Genomic DNA, 11,860 nt, shown 5'->3' with positions numbered 1-11,860 from the left:
GATAAATGCCGCAGTCAGACTAGTGGTTTGCTACCAGCCCCAGCGCAATCAGGCTGCGCGCGGTGGCAAGAATGGCCTCCTGCGGACTGCGCGGATGCCAGTTCAGCAGCCAGCCAGCTTTAGCGGCGCTGACGTTCATATCAACGCCCAGCAGTTTTACCATTCCCGTCATCAGCGGATTTTGCGCTGCCGCCGCCCGCACCATGGCGTCACTCATTGGCTGCAGCGAAACCTTCTCTGCTTCTGCTGCCAGATGGGTTTTGAGCGTGCGCGCCACCTCAATAAGCGGCAGGCTGTGCCCCGAACTGGCAAGGAAGCGCTGCCCCTGCGCGGCGGCGTGGGTCATCGCCAGCACGTGCAGACTGGCCACGTCACGCACATCAACAAAACATGAGTTGATGTCAGGACAGCCTGGCTGCCCCTCCAGTAGCTCCTTCACAATGCGAATCGAATGTGAATAGTCGGCACCCAGCACCGGTCCCAGCACCGACACCGGGTTCACCGTGGCCAGTTCCAGACCGTTACCCTGCTCAGCGATAAACTGCCAGGCGGCGCGTTCCGCCAGGGTTTTCGATTTCTGATACGGCCACACATCGCCGCTGACATCGCTCCAGTCGCGCTCGGTAAAGGGGCGCGGATAGTCCGCTGGATGTCCGATACCGACCGCGCCAAACGCCGAGGTCAGCACCACACGTTTAACGCCTGCATCGCGCGCGGCGCGCAATACGCGCAGATTTCCTTCAATCGCCGGATTCACCCAGTCAGCTTCGCTTACCTGGCTGCCGGTCGGGGTGGGTGAAGCGCCATGCAGCACGAAGCGACAGCCCGCCACCGCGTCTTCCCAGCCCGCGTCTGCCGTTAAATCGGCAACGACAAATTGCAGCGCCTCGCCTGCGGCCACCCCGGCCTGCAACAGATGCGCCCTGACTTCAGCTTCACGTTCGGCATCACGTAAGGTGGTTCGCACCTGATAGCCCTGCTGCAGCAGCGCAATAATGCAGTACTGAGCGATAAACCCGCTGCCGCCGGTAACCAGAACCTTTTCATTACTCATTTTTCTTCCTCATCACAATCATCGTTCATTCGACGCGCTCTACGTTAAGCGGCGGATGGCGGATTTTGAATGCTTGTAAATGCACTTTACTTGCGTGATAGTACAGAAATGAGCCTTGATCCCTTTTCCGACATTCTGCGATTCGTTCGCGCTGAATCACTGCTGACCGGTGGTTTTACCGCGGGCGGACGCTGGGCGATGCGTTTCCCAGCGCCAGACAAAATTAAATTCTTCGCCATTATCAAAGGCAGTTGCTGGGTCATACTGGAGGGCGAACCTGAACCGTTCCACTTTGCCACCGGCGACGTCGGCTTGCTGAGCGCTAAACGCGCCTTCGTGCTGGCCAGCCATCCGGACGAGCCGCCGGTTGACGCCATGAGCGTGTTTTATGGCGCAGGAAAAGGCCATGCGCCGATTGGCAGCGGTGATGATTTTGTCCATATCGGTGGCCATGTACTGCTTGATCCTGCCAGTGGTCGTTTACTGACCCACGTATTACCTCCCTGGATTCAGGTGCCGGCAGCGTCACCGCAGGCGGCGTCATTCCGCTGGGTGCTGGATCAACTGGTGCAGGAAGGCCAGCATGTCCAGCCGGGATCGCAGCTGGCAACGGCCCAGCTGGCACAACTACTGTTCATCCAGATTCTGCGCGCGCATTTGCAAACCAGCAGCACACTGCCCGCCAGCTGGCTGCGGGCGCTGAGCGATGCGCGATTGGCACCGGCGTTACAGCGGCTGCATGGCGATCCGGCGCGCAACTGGCATCTGGACGAACTGGCGCGTGCCTGTGCCATGTCGCGCACCCGTTTTGCCCAGTATTTTCGCCAGGTGGTTGGCATTACGCCGATAGCCTATCTGACGGCGTGGCGCATGCGGCTGGCAGAGCGTGCGTTGCAGGAGGAAAATGAGGCGGTGGCCGTGGTAGCGCAGACGCTGGGTTACGCCTCAGAGAGCGCCTTCAGTCATGCTTTTAAGCGTGAAACGGGTCAGTCACCCAATGCATTTCGCCGCGCCGTGCGGTTACAGCAGGCGCAGCGATAAAGCGCGCCGCGTTGCGCGGCGCCGGGCATTATTTAAGTTGCGAAGAGACGCGCCACATATCCACCCCGCCTTCGGTGGCGTAGCGATCAATGTCCGCCAGTTCCTGTGCCGTAAAGGTCAGGTTGTCCAGCGCGCGCAGGGAATCGCTTAACTGATCAACCGTGCGAGCACCAATCAGCGCAGAAGTGACCCGCTCATCACGCAGCGCCCAGGCGATCGCCATCTGCGCCAGCGTCTGACCGCGCGCTTCAGCAATCGCATTGAGCGCGCGAATTTTTGCCAGGTTCTCTTCGCTGAGCATGGCAGAAAGACGCGAATCGCTGCCGCCGGCGCGCGCGCCCTGCGGTACGCCGTTGAGATATTTATTGGTCAGCATGCCCTGTGCCAGCGGTGAAAAGGCGATGCAACCGCTGCCGAGCTCCGCCAGCGTATCGAGCAGCCCGTGCTCAATAGTGCGGTTTAGCATCGAGTAATTGGGCTGATGAATAAACAGCGGCACTTTCTCATCGGCCAGAATCGCAGCGGCCTGACGCGTCAGCTCTGGCGAATGGGAAGAGATGCCGACGTACAGCGCCTTGCCCTGACGATGCAGCTGTACCAGCGCGCCCATGGTTTCTTCCAGCGGCGTATTCGGATCAACGCGATGGCTGTAGAAGATATCGACATAATCCAGCCCCATGCGGCGCAGGCTGTTATCACAGCTGGCAATCAGATGTTTGCGAGTGCCGGTCGGGCCACCATACGGACCCGGCCACATATCCCAGCCCGCTTTGCTGGAGATAATCAGTTCATCACGATATGGGGCAAAATCCTGCGCCAGCCAGCGGCCAAAGTTCTCTTCAGCCGATCCCGCTGGCGGACCGTAGTTATTAGCCAGGTCGAAATGGGTAATGCCGTTATCAAACGCGTGGCGCAGGATAGCTCTGCCGGTCTCAAACACGTCAACGCCGCCAAAATTCTGCCATAGCCCCAGCGAGATCAGCGGCAGCACCAGGCCACTTTTGCCGGTTTTACGGTACTGCATGTTGGTCTGATAACGCGCTGGCGATGCAACATAACTCATAACAGATTCCTCTCATTAAATGCCGCCGTACAGGTGCACAGAAGACATTGTTCTGCCTTCCTGCAAAACCGCGCGGCTAACAGGCGATTGCCGGACAAATTTTTACCGCGTATCGTTAATCTGTAAAATTCATTATTGTGATTAAATTCATCTTTTATGGAGATAACTGATGGAATTGCGCCAGATGCGGCACTTTATCGCCGTGGCGGAACATGAAAATTTCACCCGCGCCGCACAGAGTATGCATATTGTGCAATCGGCCTTGTCCACCTCGATCAAACAGCTGGAGGAGGAACTGGGCACGCCGCTTTTTATCCGCTCCACTCGCCAGGTGCGCCTGACCATGGCCGGGAAAGTGTTTCTTGATTACGCCAGAACCATCGGCGCCTTTGTCGAAAAAGCGTCGCAGGAAGTGGCGGCGATCGTGGCGCTTAAGACCGGAACCCTGTCGATTGGCACGGTGCAAAGCGTGCCGCCATTTATCGATCTGCCGCAATTACTGGAAACCTTTATTCGTCGCTTTCCGGATTTTGACGTCAAGCTGTGTCAGGGATCATCGGCGAAGCTCAACGCAAAAGTGCACGATCAGCAGATCGATCTGGCGATTATGCCGGTGGAGGAAGTCTCCGACCGGCTGTCGTCGCGCATCATCGCCTGCGATGAAATCGTGGTAGCGTTTGCCGCCGATTATGCCGGGTTCACCGCGATGCAGCCGGACGTCACCATGGCACACCTGGCGCAGCAGTCGTTTATCGATTTCGAAGCCGGCCAGGGCACGCGCAAGGTGAATGACAACAGTTTTGCCCTGCAGGGGCTGAGCCGCAAAGTGACGTTTGAAGTCAGCGATCTGGAAACCCTGCTGAGTCTGGTTGAGCGCAATATGGGCATTGCCCTGCTGCCCGAACAGGTAGTGAAAGCGCGCAGCACGACGCTGCATTATTGCCGCATCAGCGACGTTGATATGTGCTGGGAATTGGCTGTGGCCTGGCTCAGCGATCGTCCCGGCAGTATGAACGTCTACGACCGGCCAGTGCAGGAGTTTATGGATATTCTGGGCAGCAGCGATTAGCGCCGGGGCGGGTAACGGCGGGATAGATACTAACAGGCAAAGATCTATGCCTGTTTTTCATCACTTCAGCCCGGCGTCACAGCGTGATTTTGGCTGCGGCGTCACGACAAATTCGTTGTGTCACGCAATGTCAGGCCACGTTATGCTGTGGCCGCAAAAAATGATTAACGCAATACCTCAAGACCCTTTCTATCAATGAGGTTAAGCAGGCGCAGCGCAGCGCCATTTGGCTTTTTCTCCTCGCGCTCCCATTTCACCACGGTGGCCGGAGACAGGCCAATATAGGCGGCTAACATGGCCTGACTCAGACCATGACGCTCACGTAACTGACGGATAGCCTCGCCTGACATCAGTTGTAAAACCGGCAGAGAAGTACGCAGCTCACGTAATCTGACACGTGAATCGATTTTTTCGGTAAGCTCATCGCTAATCACCCCCAGCGGGTTAAAATCATGCGCGATTTCCTGCAGATCTTTTAGATGATCAACCATCGCATATTACCTCTCGCATTTTTCTCGCCTTTATCGCTGCTCTTTCCTGCTCAGTCGTCATGGCAAACAGTTGACTGGCTACCTGCCTATAGAGATTAAGCTCATCCTCTTTAATCTCACGAATGCCACTCTTCGTGGTCGATTTAGCGTAACCGTTCACAAAAAACAGGTGTTTTTGCGATTTGAACGCGACAATGGCTCTGGCTCCGCCGCTTTTGCCGGCGCCGAGCGGAATACGTTTTTTATAAACACCACCCCCCAGGCTGGCCTCATACTGTCCGGCAATCAATTCGCGGGCAGCCAGACAGAGCTTGATGTCCGCAATCATGTCACCTTTGAAATTTCGGTCGAAGGGCTTCAATACATAAATGGCCATGCTGTTTCCCTGCTTTATGAAGAAGAGGACTGTCCTTGTCCTTGCCTGAACCACCTATGCTACTAAGTACAATAGCAACCTGCAACGCCAGCGCGCATTAAAGCGCTAAATAGTGAAAGGGATGACACTCCCGCCTGTACAGAAGCGCTTTTGTTGTATAAGTTTAAGGGTGCTGTCGGGGAAACATTTCGCTCAGCAGGTCACACATTTCCGACAGAGGAAGAGCGACACTATCAGTCGTTGATTAGGCTTTGGTTTACCTGCACCAGGCAATGCTAAACGCAACGCGGATACTGAGAGCTTTTATGTATAGAAGTGAAGATGAAAAACTGGCCGACATTGTCATGGGCGATGCCGTGCTGCAATTGTTAAAACAAGCCGGACCCGTAACCACTCTCGAGCTGCTGGAAAAACTGCGCGCGATGGCGGCCTCAGAAACCGATCCGGCACGCCAGCGCGCGTTTCGCTATGCGATTGCTGAAGTGCAGAACAGCAAAAGTGCGCCACAGGGCGAAGCGGTGGCGTTAAAAGGTAGCGATAACGTGACCCATATTTTTCGCAACCGTGATAATACGGGTAAGAACACCCGACATTAGCCCCGCTCTGCCCCCTGTCTGCTTATCAATAACGTAACCGCCCGCTTATGCCTGCGCCCGACAGGTGACGGCTACACAGCTGCACACTCTCCGGCTGCGGCTCATCCATTAACAGGGCGAGGAAGCTGTCGGCCCACCAGTGACAATCGTAGCGGTGCAGGTTATTCAGCAATCGCGCATGACGGTTCTGACGGTCGCTGAGTGGCAGCCGCAATGCCGTATGGATGGCATCCGCCATTGCATCAGGATCGTAAGGATTAACGATCAGCGCGCCATCCATCTGTTCGGCCGCACCCGCGAACTGTGACAGAATCAGCACGCCGGGATTCGCCGGATCCTGCAGCGCAGCATACATTTTCGCCATCAGGCTCATGCCCGCCATCAATGGCGTCACCAGTGCCACCCGCGCCGCACGATACAGTCCGGCCAGCTCTTCACGTCGATAATCGTGGTTGAGATAGCTGACCGGATACCAGTTGAGCATACCGTGCACGCCATTGACCTCACCGCACAGATTTTCCAGATTGTGGCTGATCGCCTGCTGCCGGTGCGGGTGTCCGCTGGCAGCAGAAGCCAGCTGCAATAACATCATGTTGCCCGCATAGTCGGGATGATGGCGCAGCAGCACTTCCAGCGCGCTGATGCGATACGGCAGACCTGCGCTGTCGTCGAGATGACCGCCGCTCAGCACCGTGTTGGCCGGTAAATGTTCGCGGCTCTGCTGTTCCATGTACTGGCAGCTGTTGCTCTCAAGTAACGCCTGAACCTCAGCCAGATCGATCCCGACCGGAAACACGCCAGTGGTGATAATGTGACCGTGCACGCGCAGACGGTTCCTGCCTAAGCGTTCAGCGCGAAATTCGCTCTCCAGCCACAGCAGAAAGTTATTCATATCCTGCCCGGTCTGGAAGCCAATCAGGTCACAGCACAGCAGCGAGTCTGCCAGGCTGCGCCAGTCAGGGATCGCTTCAAACAGCTGACCGGACGGAAACGGCTGATGTAAAAACAAACCGATGCGGTTAGTTAAGCCGGTATCACGCAGCATTTTCACCGTTGGGATGAAGTGATAATCCTGCAGCCAGACAACATCGTCCGGCATGGCATATTCGGCGATGGCGTGGGCATAAGCCGCATTCAGCTGGCGATAGGCCTGGAAGCTGGCGCTGGTGAAACGTGCCAGGTCCGGACGCTGGTGAAACACCGGCCACAAGCCCTGATGGACGTAGCCGTGATAGCCCTCTTCGTATTCTGCGCGCGTCAGCGCAAACTGCAACCTGTCGTATTCATTACCCTGCTGAAAGCTAAGCGTGCGCCGCTTCCTGCGCAGCGACGGTACGTTGTCCATCCCAGCAGACCCAGAGGCCACCGCGTCGCGCCATCAGGCGATCGTAAATGGCTGCCAGCGTGGAAGACTGATGCTGATTATGTGTGACCAGAATAGTGCCGGGCATGATATTTCCCTTTGAGGTTAAGGCGCGCCACAGTGCCGCCTGCTGCGCTGATTTAACCGCCGGCAATATAAAAAAGGCGTAAAGAAAACCTGCGCGGATATAAAAATCCGGCAAAGATCAGCGCCAGTGTGTGGAAATCAGCCCGGCGCCCAGGGGGAAGGCTTGCAGCGATCAGTGACGGATGGCGCAGCCGCACTGCGACATTTCGCCAGGCACATATTTGCCGTGATGCGAATGGCGCACCTGCAACTCACCCTGCTGCCAGGCGCGGCTGTGGTCCGGACGCTGATCCAGCAGCCGGTTCAGGGCTTCCGTCACCAGTAAATCACGGCGCGGTGCCCAGCTGCTCAGGTGCCATGTGGAGCCGCGCGCCTCGTCAGCATCATCAAAGCCCACTACGGCGATATGCGCGCCCTGACCGAAGTCGCGCACGGCCTGCAGTGCGCCAAAGGCCAGCTCATCGTATTCGCACATCAATGCATTGATGCGTTCTGCCGCACGGGTTCTCTTCAGATAAGCCATCATCGCCTGATAAGCCTGCTCACGGTGAAGGGCACCGGCGTGCAGTGCTGCGTGCAGCGTCTTATCTTCCGCCTGCAGGCTGGCAATAAACCCCTGCACCTGGCGCGGCGGCGTGTCACTTGCCTGCACCTGCATAGCGCCCAAACGCTGGTGTCCCTGCGACAGCAGCAGTGCGCCAAGCTGCTGCCCGGCGTGATACGCATCGGCAACCACCACATCAGCGCCCGCGCTGTCGCTCGGGCACAGATGCACCGTGCGCAGCGATGGCAGCAGGTGCGCGGCGATCTCCTGCGCATCCCGACACGGCGAGCTCAGGAACAGCAGCCCACCCAGCGGCAGCGACGCCGCGTTGCGCAGCGCGGCCTGAAAATCCTCGCGCGTGGCGGCGCACAGCAGCACCGGCAGCCGATCACGCGCACTGAGCTGACGCGTGACTTCTTTGAGCATGTGCATACTGTGCGGATGACTGACATCATCGCTGACGATGCCGATGAGCGGCGAATGGACGGACATAACTGACCTCTCCTGTTACGTAGGGTACGGGAATAATTTTGACGTATTAGTATGAAATTCCACGTTACCCGAATAATCAGATATCGCCAATCGGTGGATGCGAAGGATTGCTGCTCTCCCCCTTCACCCGGTGCGTGTTGACGGCGGCAAAATGCGCAGCCGCTGCACCGGACGCCCGGTTAGCTTCGTTTTACGTTACACTGACGCCACGAATATTTTGCTAGCGGAAAACTTATGCGCATCACCCTCGATCAGGCCGATCAGCCTTTTATTCACCGCTTACTGGGCGAGGAGATCGCCAGTATTGATTCCACGTCTGACGAACAACTGCGCCTGCGACAGGCGTTGCAGGATGCGCGGTTACAGAAAAATCATGAAGCAGAGCTCGACTGGAAACGCAACGCGCTCTATCTGCTGCTGTTTGTGTTCCTGTATGGCGCACTGGGCTGCTCGCTGACGCTGGATTTGAGCGCGGTCGCGCAAGCGTCGAGCCATAAAAGCATTGCCTATGCGCTGGAAGCGGTACCGGTCCTGATCGCCTTTTCTGGTCTGTTCCTGTCGCTGCTGTTTCTGTTCGCCGCGCGCGGCAGCGCACGCCGCCTGCACAACTGGGATCACACTATCGCGCTGCTGGAAAAATACAGCGGCTGCAACCTGAGTCTGCAGATTAATGAGATGGGGGCACGCACCACGCACTACTCGCAGTCGGCGATTACCGTGGCGCTGGCGATGTTTATCTGCCTCACCTGGGTGGTGATGTATAACTACTTCACCTTTACCACCAGCGGCGTGATTGGCAGTGTCATCTCGCTGTTTATTACCACTATGACCTACGTGATTCTGGATATTCAGCTGCTGAAATCCGGCAAATCGATCGCTATCGATGAGCCGCTGATTCCGCCAGAAGATGAGGTTGAGAAACGCCGTTAATCGACAGACCGGTAGCGACGTAAGGTTTTGCGCCGCGCCGGTTTCGCTATCCTTATCTATACTTCAGACAGGATTTTGAGAGATATAAAGGAGTTGCGATGAAAATCTGGCCGTTAGTCGCCATTACGGCGCTGTCTGTTACTCTGGTCGCCTGTAAATCCCCGACGCCACCTAAAGGCGTGCAGCCCATCACCCACTTCAATGCCGATCGCTATCTCGGCACCTGGTATGAAATTGCCCGCCTCGATCACCGTTTCGAACGCGGTAAAGATCATGTGACCGCCACCTACGGCAAACGCAGCGACGGCGGTATCAGCGTGCTGAATCGCGGTTACGATCCTGAGAAAAAAGCGTGGAGCGAGAGCGAAGGCAAAGCTTACTTCACCGGCAAACCTGACGTCGCCGCGCTGAAGGTCTCGTTCTTCGGGCCTTTTTACGGCGGTTATAACGTGATTGCGCTGGATGAAGATTATCAGTATGCACTGGTCGCCGGGCCGAACCGGGGGTATCTGTGGATTCTGTCGCGCCAGCCCACCCTTCCGGCTGAAGTCAAACAACGCTATCTCGCCTATGCCCGGCAACTGGGCTTCGCAACCGATCAACTGATTTGGGTTAATCAGTCACGATAAGAGGGTGCAGCGCCACTGACGCCCGCGCGGGCGTCAGTTATTACCCTGGCAGTAATCAGAGTAAGGTCAGTAGCAGGCACTGCGTAAATTGACGGCCTTAGTTTTTACTAAAAAACGGGTGTTGATGATCTGTTAAGTCAGCAGAGATAAAACGGATGTTAGTGTATCTCTTCGTGAGTATAACCCGCCGCGGCAGCCTGAGCTGCCCGTTACGAATCGAGAGGCTAACCAATGAGTAAGTATTTTCTGGCCTGCTTTTTGGCACTGTTCGCATGCTCTGTCAGCGCTGGACAGGGAGGAGCCGGAGGTCAGGGAGGAAACGGCGGCTATGCGGGAGAATCCGGCGCTGACGGTGGAAACGGCTCAGATGGGGGTAATACTGATGGCTCTGCCGGCAGGCCGGGATGTCCCGGCGGCACCGATCCTGATGCGGACGGAAAATTTTATCTTCCTGGTACCACCCAGGAGTGCAATCCAGGCAAGCATGATTCGATGAAGGTACATCAGCCGACGGTAACCGGCGCTTAATTCGCTAGCGTGTTGCCAGGTTAAGTGCATGTTCGGGCCAGGGTGTCAGTTACTTCCCCGTCATGTACGGTTTAAGTCACTCTCTAAGCGTCAGCAGCAGGCTGGCGCCGCCAAAGGCCAGTAGCAAACCTATTCTCTAATGCGCCGCCGCCGGTAATTATGCTCAACCAGAGCGTTTCGATATGCGGAATACAGTGGACTGGCTGCGCTCTGCTCGTTAGTCTTAGCCTCTGGATATGTAGAGTTGCTGTAAATGCCTGCTTTGTGTCAGAAGCGGACGTTTATAATTCTACATTGACGTGCAGAAGCAGGGCATTCCTTTATAATAAGTTTATTAGTTTTTAAGTGCTGATATTGTGCGGTTAAGCCGCCTCAAGATATCATCGTAAGTAATGATATCCATCATATTGGTATACTTTCTCTTAATAATCTCGAAGTCAAGGTTTTGATTTGCTGTCATGTTACCATTGTCAATCTGGTCACGCCCAACAATGATAATAGCCTTGGGGTTCGAAATATGAATGCTCACCCCAGAAGGGAGTGTATGTTTATATGTTTTGGTAAGTTTATCCTCTCCTTTTATTCCCCATTTTGATAAATGGAAAAGATATTTTTCAGCTTGCATTATTCCACCACTTAGCTCTGATGTAGGTATGCTATTCCCTCTATACTCTGTCCTGCGCAAGATCTTATTATCAAATGGCTTTTTAACTTCAATAATGTCTAGATTTCCATTTGAATCAACTAATCCTATATCTATGAATCGAGACGTTTTCTTACCTGGGGTGCTGTAGTAATCAGGAATTGTTATATTTTCAATAACAAGAATATACTTTGGAAATAAAAGAAGCAGGAACTTCACCATCATTTGCTGCCAATCTTTTTCGGACCAATGCTGTTTATTATTTAAAGCTTTCTCAATGGCGCCTCTAATTAAAGTGTATTTTTCTATTTCTAACTCGTTGATAACGTTTAAATTGAAATCGTTTTTTATCTTTGGTGCTATTCTATTGAGATATGTTTCGTAGAGTCCTCTGGCATCCTTCATGCCCTCCAGATACTGCTCAAGAATAATATGCACTCTAGCATCAGCATATCTATCCACTTCGTATGAATTTGGGAACTTCCTTAACAATTCACTGAAAATATCTGAAGGTATTGCCTCCGAATTCTCCCCACCAATAAAAATTGGATTACTGTGATTCAATACACGCGAAAGTCGACCAAAAATAGAAATGTTACGCTCAGCGGCAAAGATACTCCTGCTAAGTGCTATGTCTTTACTTATATATAAATCATTTGTGATATTTAAAATATAACTTGGTATGACAACATAACCACCACTAAAACTTCCAAATTGAAACTCATAAATATAATTATCAAAATCTTGATTGGTAGTCGGAGGAGTGAGCAACATGCTAATGTCAAAATAAAAAACTTTAGAGATTATCACAGTTGAATAAGTTTGTAATTCGCTCCAGACCCAAGATCTATCTATTGCTTCTGGATCATATTTAAATACAACCCCTGTATTGGTGGTTATAAAATCAATCATTCCCCTCTCCATAACCGAAATAAAACATAATTCAAATTCATA

11 protein-coding genes and 1 pseudogene are annotated in these 11,860 nt (G+C 54.2%); 5 read left to right on the top strand and 7 right to left on the bottom strand.

The window, feature by feature from the left end; genetic code table 11:
- Positions 1 to 19: 19 nt before the first annotated feature.
- Positions 20 to 1,054 (bottom strand): aldehyde reductase, encoded by a 1,035-nt coding sequence (locus tag KOL70_RS17925; RefSeq protein ID WP_215481239.1) that lies wholly within the window; start codon positions 1,052 to 1,054, stop codon positions 20 to 22.
- Between the two features lie 108 nt (positions 1,055 to 1,162).
- On the opposite strand from KOL70_RS17925, the gene KOL70_RS17920 reads away from it, so the two are divergent.
- Positions 1,163 to 2,095: an AraC family transcriptional regulator gene (locus tag KOL70_RS17920; protein ID WP_254185878.1), complete on the top strand. Its 933-nt coding sequence runs from the start codon at positions 1,163 to 1,165 to the stop codon at positions 2,093 to 2,095.
- A gap of 28 nt (positions 2,096 to 2,123) precedes the next feature.
- Here KOL70_RS17920 and mgrA read toward each other — a convergent pair whose 3' ends face one another.
- Positions 2,124 to 3,158: an L-glyceraldehyde 3-phosphate reductase gene (gene mgrA / locus KOL70_RS17915; RefSeq protein WP_215481237.1), complete on the bottom strand. Its 1,035-nt coding sequence runs from the start codon at positions 3,156 to 3,158 to the stop codon at positions 2,124 to 2,126.
- Positions 3,159 to 3,327: 169 nt separating this feature from the next.
- Between mgrA and KOL70_RS17910 the strand changes: the two genes are divergently transcribed.
- Entirely contained in the window at positions 3,328 to 4,227 is a 900-nt protein-coding gene (locus KOL70_RS17910; RefSeq protein WP_141495895.1) for a LysR family transcriptional regulator, read from the top strand.
- Between the two features lie 164 nt (positions 4,228 to 4,391).
- On the opposite strand, the gene KOL70_RS17905 is transcribed toward KOL70_RS17910, so the two are convergent.
- Both KOL70_RS17905 and KOL70_RS17900 read right to left on the bottom strand, forming a co-directional pair.
- Positions 4,392 to 4,718 carry a DNA-binding transcriptional regulator gene (locus KOL70_RS17905; protein WP_021508992.1) on the bottom strand — a complete coding sequence of 109 codons (327 nt, stop codon included), beginning with the start codon at positions 4,716 to 4,718 and terminating at the stop codon, positions 4,392 to 4,394.
- A complete protein-coding gene (locus KOL70_RS17900; RefSeq protein ID WP_021508991.1) occupies positions 4,711 to 5,094 on the bottom strand; it encodes a type II toxin-antitoxin system RelE/ParE family toxin in 384 nt (127 codons plus the stop codon). The genes KOL70_RS17905 and KOL70_RS17900 overlap by 8 nt, the downstream gene beginning before the upstream one ends.
- Positions 5,095 to 5,399: 305 nt before the next feature.
- On the opposite strand from KOL70_RS17900, the gene KOL70_RS17895 reads away from it, so the two are divergent.
- Complete coding sequence (locus KOL70_RS17895; protein ID WP_215481236.1) at positions 5,400 to 5,690, top strand: hypothetical protein; 291 nt, start codon at positions 5,400 to 5,402, stop codon at positions 5,688 to 5,690.
- Between the two features lie 25 nt (positions 5,691 to 5,715).
- Here KOL70_RS17895 and KOL70_RS17890 read toward each other — a convergent pair.
- Positions 5,716 to 7,141, bottom strand: a pseudogene (locus KOL70_RS17890) (trehalose-6-phosphate synthase).
- Between the two features lie 171 nt (positions 7,142 to 7,312).
- Positions 7,313 to 8,176 (bottom strand): substrate-binding domain-containing protein, encoded by an 864-nt coding sequence (locus tag KOL70_RS17885; protein ID WP_215481235.1) that lies wholly within the window; start codon positions 8,174 to 8,176, stop codon positions 7,313 to 7,315.
- A gap of 234 nt (positions 8,177 to 8,410) precedes the next feature.
- Here KOL70_RS17885 and KOL70_RS17880 point away from each other — a divergent pair, with 234 nt between their 5' ends.
- Both KOL70_RS17880 and blc read left to right on the top strand, forming a co-directional pair.
- Positions 8,411 to 9,106, top strand: a complete 696-nt coding sequence (locus tag KOL70_RS17880; RefSeq protein ID WP_215481234.1) for a hypothetical protein — start codon at positions 8,411 to 8,413, stop codon at positions 9,104 to 9,106.
- A gap of 98 nt (positions 9,107 to 9,204) precedes the next feature.
- Positions 9,205 to 9,735: an outer membrane lipoprotein Blc gene (gene blc / locus KOL70_RS17875; RefSeq protein WP_132463167.1), complete on the top strand. Its 531-nt coding sequence runs from the start codon at positions 9,205 to 9,207 to the stop codon at positions 9,733 to 9,735.
- Between the two features lie 862 nt (positions 9,736 to 10,597).
- Here the strand turns inward: blc and KOL70_RS17870 are convergent.
- On the bottom strand, positions 10,598 to 11,818 hold the full coding sequence (locus tag KOL70_RS17870; RefSeq protein WP_215481233.1) for a Shedu immune nuclease family protein: 1,221 nt from the start codon (positions 11,816 to 11,818) through the stop codon (positions 10,598 to 10,600).
- Between the last annotated feature and the right edge of the window lie 42 nt (positions 11,819 to 11,860).

It is taken from the genome of Pantoea sp. B270 (assembly GCF_018726825.1).
Classification (GTDB): Bacteria; Pseudomonadota; Gammaproteobacteria; order Enterobacterales; family Enterobacteriaceae; genus Pantoea; species Pantoea dispersa.
The sequence above is the reverse complement of the archived record's forward strand: the minus strand, read 5'-3'. Positions and strand labels throughout refer to the sequence as shown.